The organism is Roseobacter sp. HKCCA0434, assembly GCF_032464675.1.
GTDB lineage: Bacteria > Pseudomonadota > Alphaproteobacteria > Rhodobacterales > Rhodobacteraceae > Pontivivens.
The window spans coordinates 26305-41798 of the sequence record NZ_JAWDKL010000009.1 but is presented as its reverse complement, the minus strand read 5'-3'; the positions used below and the strand labels follow the sequence as shown (position 1 = coordinate 41798).

General features: G+C 67.7%; 16 protein-coding genes and 1 pseudogene. 10 read left to right on the top strand and 7 right to left on the bottom strand.

From position 1 onward, the window contains the following. Positions 1–78: 78 nt before the first annotated feature. From RX333_RS07510 to RX333_RS07500, 3 genes are read right to left on the bottom strand one after another with little or no spacing between them, the layout of a single operon-like run. Positions 79–879 carry an SDR family NAD(P)-dependent oxidoreductase gene (locus tag RX333_RS07510; RefSeq protein WP_316014310.1) on the bottom strand — a complete coding sequence of 267 codons (801 nt, stop codon included), beginning with the start codon at positions 877–879 and terminating at the stop codon, positions 79–81. Beyond that, a complete protein-coding gene (locus tag RX333_RS07505; protein WP_316014309.1) occupies positions 879–1547 on the bottom strand; it encodes a DUF6134 family protein in 669 nt (222 codons plus the stop codon). The genes RX333_RS07510 and RX333_RS07505 overlap by 1 nt, the downstream gene beginning before the upstream one ends. 11 nt (positions 1548–1558) lie before the next feature. Continuing rightward, complete coding sequence (locus RX333_RS07500; RefSeq protein WP_316014308.1) at positions 1559–2221, bottom strand: ChrR family anti-sigma-E factor; 663 nt, start codon at positions 2219–2221, stop codon at positions 1559–1561. Between the two features lie 133 nt (positions 2222–2354). On the opposite strand from RX333_RS07500, the gene RX333_RS07495 reads away from it, so the two are divergent. The 4 genes from RX333_RS07495 to RX333_RS07480 all read left to right on the top strand — a co-directional run bounded on the left by RX333_RS07495 (position 2355) and on the right by RX333_RS07480 (position 6006). Continuing rightward, complete coding sequence (locus tag RX333_RS07495) at positions 2355–3488, top strand: NUDIX domain-containing protein (RefSeq protein WP_316014307.1); 1134 nt, start codon at positions 2355–2357, stop codon at positions 3486–3488. A gap of 192 nt (positions 3489–3680) precedes the next feature. Beyond that, positions 3681–4718: a cysteine synthase A gene (locus RX333_RS07490; protein WP_316014306.1), complete on the top strand. Its 1038-nt coding sequence runs from the start codon at positions 3681–3683 to the stop codon at positions 4716–4718. Further along, the gene (locus tag RX333_RS07485) at positions 4715–5419 is read left to right on the top strand and encodes an alanyl-tRNA editing protein (RefSeq protein WP_316014305.1); all 705 of its coding nucleotides are present in this window, start codon (positions 4715–4717) and stop codon (positions 5417–5419) included. Before RX333_RS07490 ends, RX333_RS07485 begins: the two co-directional genes overlap by 4 nt. A gap of 338 nt (positions 5420–5757) precedes the next feature. Then, positions 5758–6006: a hypothetical protein gene (locus RX333_RS07480; protein ID WP_316014304.1), complete on the top strand. Its 249-nt coding sequence runs from the start codon at positions 5758–5760 to the stop codon at positions 6004–6006. Here RX333_RS07480 and RX333_RS07475 read toward each other — a convergent pair. Together RX333_RS07475 and RX333_RS07470 are read right to left on the bottom strand one after the other, a co-directional pair. Continuing rightward, positions 6003–7149 (bottom strand): annotated as a pseudogene (locus tag RX333_RS07475) (IS3 family transposase). The gene RX333_RS07480 and the pseudogene RX333_RS07475 overlap by 4 nt on opposite strands. A gap of 177 nt (positions 7150–7326) precedes the next feature. Then, the gene (locus RX333_RS07470) at positions 7327–7902 is read right to left on the bottom strand and encodes a GNAT family N-acetyltransferase (protein ID WP_316014303.1); all 576 of its coding nucleotides are present in this window, start codon (positions 7900–7902) and stop codon (positions 7327–7329) included. A 273-nt stretch (positions 7903–8175) separates the two neighbouring features. On the opposite strand from RX333_RS07470, the gene RX333_RS07465 reads away from it, so the two are divergent. Next, entirely contained in the window at positions 8176–8433 is a 258-nt protein-coding gene (locus RX333_RS07465; protein ID WP_316014302.1) for a hypothetical protein, read from the top strand. A 50-nt stretch (positions 8434–8483) separates the two neighbouring features. Next, on the top strand, positions 8484–8915 hold the full coding sequence (locus RX333_RS07460) for a hypothetical protein (protein WP_316014301.1): 432 nt from the start codon (positions 8484–8486) through the stop codon (positions 8913–8915). 182 nt (positions 8916–9097) lie between these two features. On the opposite strand, the gene RX333_RS07455 is transcribed toward RX333_RS07460, so the two are convergent. Then, positions 9098–9472, bottom strand: a complete 375-nt coding sequence (locus tag RX333_RS07455) for a hypothetical protein (protein WP_316014300.1) — start codon at positions 9470–9472, stop codon at positions 9098–9100. 440 nt (positions 9473–9912) lie between these two features. Here RX333_RS07455 and RX333_RS07450 point away from each other — a divergent pair, with 440 nt between their 5' ends. From RX333_RS07450 to RX333_RS07435, 4 genes are all read left to right on the top strand, one after another. Next, entirely contained in the window at positions 9913–10278 is a 366-nt protein-coding gene (locus RX333_RS07450) for a hypothetical protein (RefSeq protein WP_316014299.1), read from the top strand. A gap of 305 nt (positions 10279–10583) precedes the next feature. Continuing rightward, complete coding sequence (locus tag RX333_RS17235) at positions 10584–10985, top strand: class I SAM-dependent methyltransferase (RefSeq protein WP_410056058.1); 402 nt, start codon at positions 10584–10586, stop codon at positions 10983–10985. Between the two features lie 256 nt (positions 10986–11241). Next, complete coding sequence (locus tag RX333_RS07440; RefSeq protein ID WP_316014297.1) at positions 11242–14226, top strand: PAS-domain containing protein; 2985 nt, start codon at positions 11242–11244, stop codon at positions 14224–14226. Beyond that, entirely contained in the window at positions 14223–14918 is a 696-nt protein-coding gene (locus tag RX333_RS07435; RefSeq protein WP_316014296.1) for a response regulator, read from the top strand. The genes RX333_RS07440 and RX333_RS07435 overlap by 4 nt, the downstream gene beginning before the upstream one ends. Here the strand turns inward: RX333_RS07435 and RX333_RS07430 are convergent. Next, complete coding sequence (locus tag RX333_RS07430) at positions 14884–15177, bottom strand: hypothetical protein (protein WP_316014295.1); 294 nt, start codon at positions 15175–15177, stop codon at positions 14884–14886. The genes RX333_RS07435 and RX333_RS07430 overlap by 35 nt on opposite strands. Positions 15178–15494: the final 317 nt, after the last annotated feature.

Here is a 15494-nt window from a genome sequence, read left to right as displayed (position 1 = left end):
GCCTACGGCACGACCGATGCGCGGCGGCCTTCGGCTTGAGTCCGCGCATTTGCCGCACCGCGGCCCGGCGATGCGCGGCTACCCGTCCCGTCGGTCCTTGCCGTTCCAGCCGGTCGCCTTGCGCACCGCGGCGATATAGGCGCGGTTGGGCAGCAGGCCGAACGTCTTGAGGATCAGCTCGAACCGGGTGGGGAAGGCGATCTCGAACCCAGGTTTGCCGAGGCCCTTCACGATCCGCTCCGCCGCGTCCTCGGGCTGCATGAGGAAGGGCATGTCGAACTCGTTGACCGAGGTGGCCTCGGTCTCGACGAAGCCGGGATTGACCACGCTGATGCGCACGCCGAGATCGGGCAGGTCCATCGCCAGCGCCTCGCAATAGGCGATCAGCGCGGCCTTGGTGCCGGAATAGACGGCGGCGTCGGGCAGGCCGCGATAGCCCGCGACGGAGGCGGTGATGGCCAGATGCCCGGTACCGCGCGCGATCATCGCCTTCAGCACGGGATCGGTGCAGTTCGACACGCCTTCGAGGTTCACGCGCCACATCTTCGCCGCCGTGTCCGCGTCGAAATCGTTGGCGCGCATCGGGGTGTAGACCCCGGCATTGAGGAGAGCGAGCGCGAGGGGGCGGTCGGTCTCGATTTCCGCCACGATCTCGCGCATCCGGTCGAGATCGGTGACGTCGCCGGGCGCGGGAATGACGCGGCCCTCGGGCGCCTCGGCGGCGAGCTCCTTGAGGTCGTCCTCGCCGCGGGCGGTGGCGTGGACCGTCCAGCCGTCGCGGGCGAGGCGCAGCACGGTGGCGCGGCCGATGCCGCCAGACGCGCCGGTGACCCAGGCGACGCCGTCCTCAGCCGTCATGATCTTCTTGAACACGTCCATCAGGACCTCCAGAGCGGCGCGAGCGGTGGGGTGAGGCTGGCGGCGAGGTAGCGGACCTGCGCCCCGCGCGCGTCGAAGGTGGACCCGGCCCATTCGCCCGCATCGGTGTAGAACAGGGTCGCGGCCAGCTCCGGCCCCAGTGTCCAGGCGGTCGCGGGCACGCTGCCGCCTTGCGTCGGGTAGTCGCTGCGCCCGGCGCGCGTCGGCGTGATGGCGAGCGGCTTGCCGCCCTGCGTCGCGATCCACGTGGGCCGCTCCAGCATCGCGGGGGTCCAGTAGGTCGTGGTGCCGCTGTCGAGCGGGGCGGTCCCGGAATAGGTCGACCCCTCGATCTCGATCACGCCGCCTGCGCGGTGCGCGGTCACGAAGGCATCCTCGCCATTGTTGTCGGTGCGCGAGCGGATCGAGGCGAGCGTGCCGCCCTGCCAGCGCTCCTCGTTCACCATCGTGTAGCGATAGGCCACGATCCCGAGCAGGCGCACGGTGATGTCGATGTCGATCGCGACGACGAGTTCCTCGCCCGCGCGGGTCACGGTCAGGTCGTGGTGGCCGATGTCGCTGCCGCCGCGTTCCAGTCGGTAGGAGCGTGCGGCGGTTTGCGCGCGGGCGATGGCGGGCGCGAGGAGCCCCGCCGCCGTGGCGCCGAGCAGGAGGGTGCGGCGGTTCATGCGCGAAAACCTCATGTGAAGATGTTGAGCGCGCGGCCCAGCGGCCCGGTGAAGCGCATCGCGCCGCGGGTGACGATCAGACAATAGCACGTCTCGTCCCCGGTGATCCGCGGGCGGTGGTCGTGATCGCCATCCGCCTCGGCCACGTCGCCGGGGCGCAGGACCGTGTCGCCATCGGTCATCTCGCCCGCGAGGATCAGCGTCGCCTCCTCGCCATTGTGGGTGTGCTGGAGCATGCCGGCGCCGGGCCTGGCGCGCAGCAGCGACACCTCCTCGTCCGGGTCGAAGCCGTCGAGCACGCATTCGTGCAGGCCGGGCAGGCGGAAGCGCCATTTCAACTCGTCGAACCCGCTGGGGAGCGCGGCGGCGAGCGGACCGGGAAGCGGGCCGTCTGCCGCCGTTTCCGACGGTGCGTCGTCCATCTCGAGCCGGTCCAGCGTCGCGGCCAGCGCGCCTTCGGCCATCGCGACGTCGTGGCCGCTGCGCAGCAGCGCACCGCCGAGCGCATCGAGCCGCGACAGCCGGTCGTGGCTGGCCGCGCTCATGGCGAGATGGGTCTGGACGAGCAGGCTCATCCCCGCGCTGGCCGTGCCGGACGCATAGGCTGCAAGCAGGGCATCCGAGGGCAGGTTCGGGGCGCCCGTGCCTGCGTTGATCTGGTCTCGATCGCTCATTCTCTCCCCGCTCCGGCTCTCGACAGTGTGGGAACTACGCGTGAGGGGGCGGTTCGGATCACTCGACGCATTGATTTCGGCGGCGAAAGCGGTCAGGCGGGGCGCGGGATTCTGATGGACGGCGGAGGCGGCGATGGCCCGACAGCTCTTCTTCTACGGTACGCTGCGCGACCGGGCGACGCTCGACGTGGTGATGGGACCGCAGGCGGACGCGATCGAGGCGGTGCCCGCGCGGCTGCGCGATCACGCGGTGATGAGCGTGGTGGGGGAGGACTACCCCACCATCCTCGCGGCACCGGGGCAGGTGGCCGAAGGGGTGCTGGTGCGCGGGCTCGCGCCCGAGGCGATCGCGCGGCTGAGCTATTTCGAGGATGATTTCGACTACGGGCTGGTGGAGCACGTGGTAGAGACGGAGGCGGGGGAGGAGCCCGCGGAGGTCTTCTTCGTCCATGCCGATCACCTCCGGCCCGGCCCACCGTGGGATTTCGAGGCGTGGAGCCGTGAGAAACAGCCGGCCTTCCACCAGACGGCGGGGGAGCTGATGTCGCTCTACGGACAGGTGCCCGACGAGAAGGTCGACGATGTCTGGCCCGGCATCCGGTTTCGCGCCTATGCCCGCGCGCGGGCGACGGGGGAGGAGGACACGGTGCGCTTGCGATCGGGGCTGGGGCGGGACGACGTGGAGTTGCACGGGCGGACGCGGCCTTACGTGGACTATTTCGCGGTCGAGGATCTGGAGGTCAGCCATGCGACCTTCGCCGGGGGGCGGCAGGGACCGATGCGACGTGCGATCTTCGCCACGGGCGATGCGGTGGCGGTGCTGCCCTTCGACCCGCGCACGGGGCAGGTCCTTCTGATCGAGCAGTTCCGGCCCGCGCCCCTGGCCCGCGGGGCCGGGGTGCCGTGGTTGCTGGAGCCGGTGGCGGGCCGGATCGACAGTGCCGAAGATCCCGAGGCGACCGCCCGGCGCGAGGCGCGGGAGGAGGCGGGGGTGGAGCTGGGACGGCTCGACCCGCTGCCGCCCTTCTATTCCAGCCCCGGCACCGTGACCGAGAAGATGTTCTGCTACGTCGCCGAATGCGACCTGTCCGATGCGGGTGGCATCCACGGGCTCGACGACGAGCACGAGGACATCCGGTCGATCCTGGTGGATACCGATGCGCTGGGCGAGGTGCTGGGATCGGGCGAGGTGGAGAACGGGCCGCTCCTGGCGCTGATCCAGCACTTGCTGCTGCACCGTGCGCGGCTGCTGCAGGAGTGGGGCTGAGACAGGTCCCTCTGATCGCGGCATTTCAAGGCGCATGATCCATGCGACTTGCGGCCGCCGGGACGGGACCGCGGCGGCCTGCGCCTTTCGTGGAACGTGGATGCGTATTTGGGGGAAGATGAAAGCGGCGCGGTTGATGGTCCCCGTGCCAGCCTCTAGGTTTTGCGGCAGACAGCCTCAGCGGAGCACGACATGTCCGATATCCAAGCCAACCTCGCCGACTCGGTCGGGAACACGCCGCTTATCCGGCTCAACCAGGTGAGCGAGGCGACGGGTTGCGAGATCCTCGGCAAGGCCGAGTTCCTCAACCCCGGCCAGTCGGTGAAGGATCGCGCGGCACTCTACATGATCCGCGACGCGGTGGCGCGCGGCGAGCTGAAGCCTGGCGGCACCATCGTGGAAGGCACCGCGGGCAATACCGGGATCGGGCTGACGCTGGTGGGGGCCTCGATGGGGTTCCGCTCGGTCATCGTCATTCCGGAGACGCAGAGCCAGGAGAAGAAGGACGTCCTGCGCCTGATCGGGGCGGAGCTGATCGAGGTGCCCGCGGTGCCTTACAAGAACCCCAACAACTACGTGAAATACTCGCAGCGCCTGGCCGCGAAGCTGGCCGAGACCGAGCCCAACGGCGCGATCTGGGCCAACCAGTTCGACAACACCGCCAACCGCCAGGCCCATGTCGAGACGACGGGGCCGGAGGTCTGGGCGCAGACCGGCGGCAAGGTGGACGGCTTCATTTGTTCCTGCGGCTCGGGCGGGACGCTGGCGGGCATGGCGATCGCGCTGCAGGACCGGGGCGTGAAGATCGGGCTTGCCGATCCCGAGGGCTCCGCGCTCTACGACCTGTTCGTGAACGGGGAGCAGAAGGCCGACGGCTCTTCGATTTCCGAGGGGATCGGGCAGGGGCGGATCACCGCCAATCTCGAAGGGCTGAAGCCCGATTACGCCTACAAGATCTCCGATGAAGAGGCGCTGCCGCTGATCTACGACCTGCTGGAGCATGAGGGGCTGTGCATGGGCGGCTCGACCGCGATCAACATCGCGGGTGCGGTGCGGATGGCCAGGGAGATGGGGCCGGGGCATACGATCGTGACGATCCTGTGCGACTACGGCAACCGCTACCAGTCGAAAGTCTACAACCCGGAATTCCTGCGCGAGAAGGGCCTGCCGGTGCCCGGATGGCTGGCCGGTGAGAAGCGCGACATCCCGACCGTCTACGAGGACGCATGAGCGCGCCGCTGTTTCGCGAGGACGCCTATCTGCGCGAGGCGCGGGGGCTGGTGGTCGCATCCTCGGCGGAGGGCGTGGTGCTCGACGCAAGCCTGTTCTACCCGCGCGGCGGCGGACAGCCGGGCGATGCGGGCCGGATCGTCTGGGACGGCGGTGAGATGGCGGTCGCCGACTGCGTGAAGGGCGAGGGCGATGCGATCGTGCTGGTGCCTGCCGAGGGTGCGGTGCCGCCGCCTGTGGGGACGCAGGTTCTGCAGCACCTCGACTGGGACCGCCGCTTCGGCCACATGCGGGTGCACACGGCGCTGCACCTGCTGTCGGTGGTGATCCCGCTGCCGGTGAGCGGCGGCGCCATCGGGGCCGAGAAGGGGCGGCTCGATTTCGACATGCCCGAGGCCCCCGAGGACAAGCAGGCGTTGGAGGATCGGTTGAACGAGCTGATCGCCGCGGATCACGCGGTGAGCGTGGAGTGGATCGAGGAGGCGGAACTCGACGCCAATCCCGGCCTCGTCAAGACGATGTCGGTGCAGCCGCCGCGCGGGTCGGGGCGCATCCGTCTGGTGCGCATCGGGGACGTGGACCTGCAGCCCTGCGGCGGCACGCATGTGGCACGCACGGGCGAGATCGGGCGGGTACGTCTCGGCAAGATCGAGAAGAAGGGTCGCCAGAACCGCCGCGTGACGGTGCATCTGGACGGCTGACATCGGCGGGCTGGCGATCGGGGAATAATGGCGGAGAGACAGGGGTTTGACTGTAGCCTCGCTCTGCTGGATAATCTCGCCAAATCAGCATCTTGAAGATTTCATGCGGGCGCCACTCTTTCGCATCTTTGTAGCAGAATGTGGAGCTCGATTTGGCCCTTTCAGGAACCTGACATAGCTCGGCCTGAAAGGAGATTTCCATGGCCGGACTTGTATTGCGGAATGACAAATGCTGGCATCTCAGGATGCGCGTTCCCCGTCGGTATCGGCGCGTCGAGGAGCGGGGCGAGATGGCGCGCACGTTGAAGACGGGCTGTCGCAAGTAAGCTCTCGTGCGCATGCCCGCAGCCGAGGCGGTCGTTCTCGCGGATCTGGACGCGCGCCTTGCGGCCGGGACTGCCCGCGAAGACAGCGAAACCGAGCTGTTCTCTCCCGCTGTCGCCTTGGCAGCCTCTCGGGGCGTTCGGTACAAACCGGCCGCCGACATTGCTCAAGATCCTCTCGAGCAAATCCTGATGCGCCTGCACCAGATCGGCGCGAAAGATGGCGAAGCGGTCGCAAGGTCTGAGGTGGCCCTAGTTGCCTAGACACCTGCCTGTTTCATTTTCTGCTGCCTGATCTGGAAGTGAACGGGCGACAGCATGCCGTTGTTCGTGTGCTTGCGCTTCGGATTGTAGAACAGCTCGATGTATTCGAACACGTCTCGCCGCGCGTCGTCGCGGGGCGGGTAGGTGCAAGGCCTGGTCCGCTCTCGCTTCAGCAGTTGCAAGACGCTTACGGCGATCGCGTTGTCGTGACATTTCCCGCGTCTGCTCATGCTAGGTTCCAGACTGTGCTGGCAAAGAAACGTCTGCCACTCCCGGCTGGTGAACTGGGAACCCTGGTCTGAATGGACCATGACCTTGCCTGCGGGTTTGCGCCGCCATACGGCCATCAGCAGGACCCGCAAGGCCAGGTCCGTTGTCATTCGGGATAGCGCCGACCAGCCAACAACCCGGCGCGAGAACAGGTCGACGGCAACGCACAAGTATAGCCATCCTTCGTGCGTTCTCAGGTAGGTGATGTCGGTCACCCGGACCTGATCCGGCGCGGACACATCGAAGCGCTGCTCCAGCCTGTTCTCGGCCACCACCGCGGGTTTACCGCCATATCGGCCCGAACGAAGTTTGTAGCCGACCTGAGCCTCGATCCCGGCCAGAGACGCCAGGCGGGCAACCCGGTTCTCTGAGATGCGCTCGCCCTGATTGCGCAGATCGTCCGTCAGCTTGGGGAATCCATAGACCTTGCCGCTGTCTGCCCAGGCCTGCCGGAGCAGTTCGGTTTGACGCGCGTCCTCTTGCGTACGGTGGCTTAACGGTTCCTCAAGCCATACATAGAAGCCGGAGAAATGGACCCGCAGCACCCAGCACATGGCCCGGACGCCGAACTTCTCGCGATGCGCCCGTATGAACGCGTACTCCTATGGGACTCGCGCGCGAGGTACGGCGTTGCCTTTTTGTGACATGTCGCGCTCCTCGGTCACCGAGCGAGTTCGCGCTTCAGACGCCGGTTCTCAGCCTCGTGGTCCACGCCGGGCTTCGGCACCGGCTCCCCGAAAAGCTTCACCCACTTGTAGAGCGAATACGTAGTGACGCCCAATCGCGCGACACCTCCCGCACCGGGTACCAGCTTACCGTGATCTGATGCACCGCGTCCCGCTTTAACTTGTCGCTCTGGTTGCTTGTCCCCATCTCGGCCTCCTCGCCTCAAAGTTAGGCGGCGAAGCGTCTACAAATCCAGGGGTGCCTCAGTCTGATCGATCCAGTTGCCTCGCAGAACGAAGACGACCCCCTGCAACTTGATCAGTCCCTCCATGCCAGCGAAGCGGATCCATCAGGACGTGTTCGCGGCCGGAAACCCGTGGTTCCTCAAGGGTATGATCCTCGTTTTGCTTGTCGGTTGCCTTCCCACTCGAAGACCGCAGTCTGGCTGCCATCATCATTCTGCCGCAACCCGACATTCCGGAAGCCGCTTTTGCCGAGCACGTTCTGCGACGCGATGTTGTCGGGCGCGACGGTCGCCATGATGTCGGCGATCGCGTGATTGCGCGAGGTGTAGTCCAGCAGGCCCCGCACGAATTCGGTCGCGAAGCCCTGGCCCCAAAATTCGGGCCATAGTGCGTACTTCACCTCCGCACGCGTCTGGCCGCCAGGATGGACGAGCCCGCCGAAGCCGACGTTTCGCGATTGCGCGCGATCGTCGATCGCGAACATGCCGTAGCCATATGTCTCGTAGTTCCTCTGCGTGACGGTCATCCAGCGCTCCGCCTCGGCTGCGCTCAGCGGCTCACCATCATCGACCCAGCGGATAACGTCGCGGATGCCGTAGAGCGCGAGGATCCCCGCTGTGTCCGTGTCGCGCCATCTGCGGATGGAAAGCCGGTCGGTGACGAAGAGCCGGTCCTGTGCGGGGGCGGCTGCCGGATCGGATGGGTTATGGGCCATGTTTCCTCCTTGGGCCCGATGCCGACGCGACCGTCATCGGCGTAAGGGCAGGACCGGTGGCAATGCAAACCCCGCAATCGCAGCGAGGCCACGAACGGTCTGACACCGTTTCACATATTCACGACGTGAAGTGGATACGCGCCGGCGTCACGGTTTCCGCGTCCAATCCAGACGACCCGAACCGGGCGGCATTTCCCCGGTCCTCGGGCGTCGAAAGATGCAATCCGTGCCGTGCTCCCGTTGCCATGCAACCCCTGAAGCGAGACGAGCGACATGACCTTTCCAGACCGAACGAACGCCCGACATGCGTCGGGCGCCGTGGCTCTGGCCCTGACGCTGTCGCCCCTCGGGCCGTTCGATGCCACGCGGTCGCAGGCCGAGACCTTTACCATCGACGGTTTCGAGACCGAGACGAATGGCGGCGAGGTGCTCGACGGCGGGGATACTCTGTTTGTGACGCCGACTGGCGAAATCCAGATCATGGATGCAAACAGCGCCGCCGTGCGGGCCACGGGGCGGAGAACGCGCTGAGCAACGAGGGGCTGCTGCAGAACTCGGGATCGGGCAGCGGGGCCGTGTCGATGAGCGGTGACGCGGCCTCAGTCACGAATGCGGCCGGTGGCCGGATCGAGACGTCCGGCGCGAATGCAGGTGCGGTGGTTATCGGCGGCGATGATGCGTCGGTGCGCAATGGGGGCGCTATCATCACCTCAGGCAGTGCCGCGCATGCGATCGAGCTGGACGGCAGTTCGGGGCTGGTCGTGGACCAGGGCGATTTGATCGTCTCGAGGGCCAACGCCTACGGCGTGATCGCGCAGGGGGCGGAAAATATGATCCGCACGACGACGGGATCGCCCATCGAGGTGACGGACGGGCTTGCCGGGATCCTCGTGTCGGGCGACCGGGCCGAAGTGGAGCTGGCGGGCACGATCGAGACGACCGGTTCAGTGCATTCGGCATCGTGTCGGTCGGCAGCGACACGACGATCCGCCTGGATGAGGGGGCCGAGGTGATGACGGCGGGTGACGGCGCGACGGCGCTGAGCCTGGATGAACGGTGACCACAACGTCACCATCAACACCGGCCTGATCGCGGGGAGCGGATCGGGGCAGGTCGGCATCGACGCCTTCGGCCCCATGGCCGTCGGCAATGTCATCCGCAATTCCGGCGAGATCGTGATTGAGGGGGCAGGCTCCTACGCCATGGCGATCGACACGCTGGACATGGAGGTCGTCAACGAGGGCGTGATCAGGGCGAATGGCGCGGGCGCGGTGCTGAGCGTTTCCACCGGCACGAACCCGCGCTCCTCGACGGGCACGTTCCTGCGCAATTCCGGCGCGATCCTCGCCGTGAGCGACGCGGCCTCTTTCCAGGCGCGGGATGCGACATTGCGGCTCGATGCCGGGTCGGCGATCGCGGGTGGGCTGACCTTTGCCGATCCGGGGACGGCGACGATCCGAACCGACGGCAATCCGGTCCTGGTCGATGGTGCCACGGTGTTCGTCATCGACCCCGAGGGGTCGGCGGCCAGCGCGCGGGCGGTCGGAGCCGCGGCGCTGGGGTTCGACATGACGACCGCACGGATGCGGGGACGCAGCCTCGGCCCGGCGGCCAGTCCGAGCGGGCGGAGCGTCTGGGCCTCGGCGGGGCAGGGTTGTCCGGTGATCGCGACCGGCTCGACGCCGCGGTCGAAACGGCGTTCTCCGCCCCCGGGGGCGGTCGCGTCGATCTCTTCGCAGGGCTTGGCCGCGTGGACGATCCGACGGCAAGCGATGCCTCCGGTTTCGAGGGCGATGCCACGATGGCAGTTCTGTCCTGGGCGGGCGGTACCGATGCTCTGTTCTTCGACGCCGCGCTCATGGCTGGGCAGGTGTCCGGCGATGCGACGCGCCGGGCCGCCTACAACCTCGTCGCCACAGGTTTCGAGACCGCGAGGGGCAGCACCGATGCGACAGTGGCGAGCGTGTCGGGTACGGCGGCACGACCGTTGCCGCCGCGGGATGGACGATCGTGCCGAACGTGCGGGTGCGCTACACCACGGCGCAGCTCGACGGCTTCACCGAAAGCGGCGTCGCCGATCCGCTACGCTTCGATGCCCGGCGGACCGAGCGACTGGACACGTGTCCTCAGCTGGCCACCACATTCACGCCGGTGGAACTGGCCGCCGGTCGGCTCGACGTCAGCCTACTGGGCGAGCTGGATGCGGCGTGGACGCAAGGGAACGATATCGGGGTCAGCGCGGGCGCGCAGAGCGTGACCTTCGCCAACGAGAACGCCGGTCAGCGATATGGCGGGTTCGCGGCGGTGCGTGCGCATCTGTCAACGGGCCCGGGGGCGGCTCCATGTCGCGGGCGAGGTCGGAAAGCTGGGGGATGATGGTGGTGTCCCGCTGTCGGCGGGGGTCTCTCCTGGCCTCTGAGCTCGGCAGGGGCGTGATTACGACATCGGGCCGGGGCGGGCTGCCTGCCGCCTATGATCGGGTGGCGCCGCGCTGGGCGACCGTATGCGGGCTCTGGGCTGTGCGGCAGGCTATGCAGAGTATCTCACAGAGCATCCCTTTGCCGCTCCCGCGTCGGCGCAGGTCGTCGATATCGGGGCAGGCACAGGCGCCATTCGCCGAAGCCTGGATCCGCACGCAAGGGTACCCGCAGGACCTATTGCTGATCGCTCCAGGCGTCGAGATGCTGCGCCATGCCGCGGCAGCGCTCGCTCTGCGCGGCGCGCGTGCGCAGATCAGAGCGGGAGGGCTGGAGGAGGCGGGACCGGCGCGCTTCGACTGCGTCCTGGCCGCGCATGTGATCGAGCATTTCGCCGATCCGCTCGGCGCGCTCACGCGGATGCGGGACCTGCTAAGGGCGGGCGGGAGGCTCTACCTCGTCGTGTCGCGGCCGCACTGGTGCAACGTGCTGATCTGGCTTCGCTGGCGGCACCGGACCTTCGGCGAAGGCGAGATCACAGGGTTGGTCGCGCGCGCGGGTCTGGACGTCACTGCGCTGCACCGCTTCACCTCTGGCCCGCCGTCGCGAACGAGCATCGGAATCGTGGCAGATCGCCCCCATCGGACAGGTCGCGGGGGACGATGAGGTAGCGATAGAGGCAGGGTCCATCCGGGGTTGGGGGCAGTTCGCTGCCGATGGGGCGAAGCGGTACAGGTCGGGGGGCCGACACCGGCACCGCATGGGAGGGAGGATCCTGATTTCGCGGGCAACAATGACTTGCCGACGCCGGTATATGTCCCGAATGTGTCTGCGAGACATCGGAATGCCCGTATTCGGAAACACGGCGGACGTATTTGTCGGGCATTCACAGCACTGCGCAAATCTGAGGCTTCGGATGGTGATGCAGGACGGAACGGGTACACTGTTGAACAGGGCGGGCACGCAGGCGGGGGTGGACCTCGCCGATGCGCTTGAGGGATTCGATGCCGCAGTGCTGCTCTTGGACGCGGCGGGACGCCTTCTGGCCGCGAACGGGCAGTTTTTGCGGATGGTGGCCACAAAGGGCAGTATCCCGGCCACCGGGACACCGATCGGGCAGGTCGTAAGCTGGATGTGCGACGCCGGGTGCGTGGTCGTCGACGCGCCGGACCGCACCGCCGCTCTGCTGTCAGAGTGTCTGCAAGGTGCGCGGCAGAGCCTGCAACTGATCGTCGCCGACGGGCGCGTGGTGGATATGTGCTGTAAGCCGACGCCCAGGGGCGGGCGGCTGGCGACCTTCTGCTCCGCCATGAGCAACCCTGTCGGCGAGGCGCAGGCGCACGATCTGCTGGGCGGTGCGTTTCACAGCACGGAAATGGGCATGATCCTGTGGGATCGCGAACTGACGGTGCAGATGGCGAACCCGGCCTGGGGCCGTCTTCTGGCGCCGGTCGAGATCGGCATGTCCGGTCGCGAATACGCTGCCGGACTGATTGCCAACGGCCTGTTCGATTTGCCGTCGGGGCTGGATGCGGAGGGATTGACGGAGCTCCTGATCGAACAGGCGCGCGAGGGCTCGATGCGCATGGAAGGTCGCAACCGGCGGGGGCAGCATCTGATGATGTGCTGTTTCTCCTTGCCGTCGGGCGGCATCCTGGGGACGGCGGTGGACCTCTCCGGCCTGCGCGAGGCGGAGGACCGCGTGAACGACGCGCTCGGCGAGATCGTGTCGTCGCTGGGGGAGGGCGTGGCGCTCTACGATTCCGATCTGCGTCTGCGCATGTCGAACGACGCGCTGCACAGGCTCGCCCATCCGGGCCATCCGCGCATGGAAATCGGCACCCACATTCGCGAGCACGCGGCTTATTGCGCCACGGTCGGGGCGGTCAAGCTGCCCGACGGTATGGAGATCGCGCAGTTCGAAGACATGATCGAGGCCGCCGCCCGCGCGCAGGCCCGCGATGTTCCTGTGGAGATGACGGACGGGCGCACGCTTCACCTCTCGGTCTTTCCCACGACGCTCGACGGCACGTTGCTGACCCTGCGCGACGTGACGCAGAAGCTCCGGACCGAGGCGGCACAGGCAGAGGCGGATGCGCGCGTGCGCAAGATCGTCGATGCTCTGGGCGAGGGCGTGGCGCTCTACGATGCGGACGGAATGCTCCTGTTCAACAACCCGGCCTTCCGGCGGCTGGTTCATGGCGATCCCGATGCCCCGCGCGAGGGGGTGGAACTCGCCTCCGAGATCGCGCAGGTCATCGGGAAGGGCACGATCGACATCGGTGAGGCGGATCCCGACGCGGTGCTGGCGGGCATCCTGGCATCGATCCGCAATGCGGAGGTGAACGTGCCCCTGCCGATGGGGGATGGCCGCACGCTCGAAGCGTCGAATTTCGTGGTCGAGGGCGGCGGGCGGCTCGTCGCCATGCGCGACATCACCTCGCGGCTGCGCGCGGAGGAGGCGACGCGGGAGGCCGACGCGCTGATCCGAACGATGGTGGCGGCGAGCCCGACGGAATTCGTCGTGACCCGGCTGCGCGACGGCGAAATCCTCTATGCGCCGTGGTTCCATGGCACACCGCTCTGGACCGACCCCGCGATCGAGACACGCTACCTCGCCGCCTTGCAGGCGCAGGGCGCACTGGACGACTGGCCGGTGACCTTCGAGGCAGCTGATGGAACTCGGCGCGAGGGCCGTATCTCGGCCCGGATCACCGAGTTTCGCGGGGAACCGATCGCCGTGCGCACCTTCCGCGACATCACCGAAGACGTGGCGATGCGCGAGGAGCTGGACGCGCAGAAGGCCGCGGCCCATCAGCACGAGAAGCTGTCGGCGCTTGGCGAACTGCTGGCGGGGGTGTCGCACGAACTCAACAATCCGCTGTCGGTCGTGCTCGGCCACGCGATGATGCTGGCCGACGAGGTCGACGACCCGGCCCTGTCGGAGCGGATCGCGAAGATCTCGGCCGCCGCGGGGCGCAGCGCGCGCATCGTCAAGATGTTCCTGGCCATGGCGCGGCAGCGGCCAGCGACGATCGCGCCCTGTGATCTCAACGAGATCGTGACGGCGACGCTGGAGATGTCGGGCAATGCCTTCGCCTCCATCGGGGCCGAACTGGTGCTCGACCTCGCGCCCGATCTGCCGCCGGTGCCTGCCGATGCGGACCAGATCGCGCAGGTCGTCTCGAACCTCGCGACCAATGCGGAGCATGCGCTGCGGGGGCGGGTGGGCGCGCGGCTGATCGTCTCGACGCGCGTCGCGGGCGACAGCGTCGAGATCGCGATGGCCGATAACGGGCCGGGCGTTCCCTCCGGGCTGCAGACGCGCATCTTCGAGCCGTTCTTCACCACCAAGGACGTGGGGCTGGGCACCGGCGTGGGACTCGCCTTCTGCCACCGGATCGTGACCGGTCATGGCGGGCGGCTCGACCTGCGGCGCAATGGGCCGGACGGTGCGACATTCGTGTTGTCGTTGCCGGTCGAGCGGTCGGAGGCGAGGACGTCGGAGGCGGCCGTTGCCGCAGGGGCCGCGGCATCGCGCGTGCTGATCGTCGACGACGAACGCGATGTGGGGGAAATGATCGCCGATGTGCTGACCCGCGCGGGCCATGATGTGACGCTTCACCACGATGCGAAGGCCGCGCTGGAGGCGTGTGCGAGAACGCCCTTCGATGCGATCCTGAGCGATGTGCGGATGCCGGATATGGACGGTCCCGCATTCCTCGCCGCCCTGCGCCAGCGTGCCCCGGACCAGGTGGCGCGGCTTGCCTTCGTCACCGGCGACGCGATGGGGCAGGGGATCGATGCCTTCCTCGCCCATTGCGGGCGACCCCATGCCGAGAAGCCATTGTCGCCTGCGGAACTGCGCGGCATCGTCGCTGACCTTTTGAAAGGATCGACGTCATGACCGACCATATCCTGATCTGCGACGACGAGCCCGATCTGCGCGAGATGGTCGGCGAGTATTTCCGCACGCGCGGCTACGAGGCGGAGCTTGCCGGGGATGGGGCGGCCCTGTTCGAGGCGATCGCGCGGCGGGTGCCCGATCTCGTCATCCTCGACGTGCGGATGCCCGGCGAGGACGGGCTGAGCGTCCTGCGACGCCTTCGTGCGCAGGGGGAATTGCCGGTGGTCATGCTGACCGCCGCAGACGATGTGGTGGATCGGATCGTCGGCCTGGAAATCGGGGCCGACGATTATCTGGGCAAACCCGTCGACCTGCGGGAGCTGGAGGCGCGGGTCCGCACCATCCTGCGACGTCAGCGGCGCGCCGCACCGGTCGCGGACGGGCCGGAGACGGTGCATCGGTTCGGCCCCTTCGCGTTCGACGTGTCCGCCGCGCGGCTGAGCGGACCCGAGGGCGATATCGAGCTGACCGCGATGGAGATCGCGTTGCTCAATGCCTTCCTTGAGAACCGTGGGCGTGTGCTGTCGCGCGACCGGCTGCTCGACCTCGCCCATCATGGCGGGTGGGAGCCGCTGGACCGGTCCATCGACCTGAGGATCTCCCGCCTCAGGCGCAAGATCGAGAGCGATCCCGCCCGGCCCCGCTGGATCCGCACGGTCAGGGGTCTGGGATATCAATTCGTGGCGAACTGACGGCTGCGTCCACGGCGACCTCGCTGTTCCAGACCGCGACCGGGCGCGTCATTGCGTCGATCGCGCGGCCCGACGGGTCGAGCAGGGTGATCCGCGGCTTCGTCCCGAGCGGGGCGCCGGCATGGTGGATGCGCCCGATCCGGCGCAGGGCTGCGGGCTCTCCTGACTCGCTGACCTCCCCTTGCATCTCATCGGAATAGCAGATGACGAGGCTGTAGCCGCCGCTCGGGGCAGGTGCCGCGGGGTCGCGATCCGCCATGTGACTGTCTCCTGAAAACTGGCCGCGCTCGGGTGATGACAGCCTGCTGCGTCCGTTTCGTGTCGCGCCGGTCTCCGTTCGCCGTCGGGACGTGTCGCGCCGTGCCCGCACATGCCCGCGACACAAAGCGGAACGCAGCCGACACAGGCCGGACCTAGGCACGACATGCGCGGTGGGTAGGTCACGCGAACCAAGACCGAGACCCCGATTGCCTTTCGACAGGCTGTGCAGAGCGACCCCCCGCGCTTTGCGGTTCGCATCGGGACCATTTTGACCCTTCAGCGCCATCACCGGGGAGCGCGCGCCACCGCAGGACA

Excerpts from the sequence above, each read along its gene's own strand:
- RX333_RS07470 (WP_316014303.1), bottom strand. The coding sequence starts at position 7,902 with ATGGCCCATAACCCATCCGATCCGGCAGCCGCCCCCGCACAGGACCGG.
- RX333_RS07440 (WP_316014297.1), top strand. The coding sequence starts at position 11,242 with ATGCAGGACGGAACGGGTACACTGTTGAACAGGGCGGGCACGCAGGCG.
- RX333_RS07460 (WP_316014301.1), top strand. The coding sequence starts at position 8,484 with ATGAGCGGTGACGCGGCCTCAGTCACGAATGCGGCCGGTGGCCGGATC.
- RX333_RS07485 (WP_316014305.1), top strand. The coding sequence starts at position 4,715 with ATGAGCGCGCCGCTGTTTCGCGAGGACGCCTATCTGCGCGAGGCGCGG.
- RX333_RS07505 (WP_316014309.1), bottom strand. The coding sequence starts at position 1,547 with ATGAACCGCCGCACCCTCCTGCTCGGCGCCACGGCGGCGGGGCTCCTC.
- RX333_RS07490 (WP_316014306.1), top strand. The coding sequence starts at position 3,681 with ATGTCCGATATCCAAGCCAACCTCGCCGACTCGGTCGGGAACACGCCG.
- RX333_RS17235 (WP_410056058.1), top strand. The coding sequence starts at position 10,584 with ATGCTGCGCCATGCCGCGGCAGCGCTCGCTCTGCGCGGCGCGCGTGCG.
- RX333_RS07510 (WP_316014310.1), bottom strand. The coding sequence starts at position 879 with ATGGACGTGTTCAAGAAGATCATGACGGCTGAGGACGGCGTCGCCTGG.
- RX333_RS07465 (WP_316014302.1), top strand. The coding sequence starts at position 8,176 with ATGACCTTTCCAGACCGAACGAACGCCCGACATGCGTCGGGCGCCGTG.
- RX333_RS07455 (WP_316014300.1), bottom strand. The coding sequence starts at position 9,472 with ATGTCGAACCCCAGCGCCGCGGCTCCGACCGCCCGCGCGCTGGCCGCC.
- RX333_RS07435 (WP_316014296.1), top strand. The coding sequence starts at position 14,223 with ATGACCGACCATATCCTGATCTGCGACGACGAGCCCGATCTGCGCGAG.
- RX333_RS07500 (WP_316014308.1), bottom strand. The coding sequence starts at position 2,221 with ATGAGCGATCGAGACCAGATCAACGCAGGCACGGGCGCCCCGAACCTG.
- RX333_RS07480 (WP_316014304.1), top strand. The coding sequence starts at position 5,758 with ATGCCCGCAGCCGAGGCGGTCGTTCTCGCGGATCTGGACGCGCGCCTT.
- RX333_RS07430 (WP_316014295.1), bottom strand. The coding sequence starts at position 15,177 with ATGGCGGATCGCGACCCCGCGGCACCTGCCCCGAGCGGCGGCTACAGC.
- RX333_RS07495 (WP_316014307.1), top strand. The coding sequence starts at position 2,355 with ATGGCCCGACAGCTCTTCTTCTACGGTACGCTGCGCGACCGGGCGACG.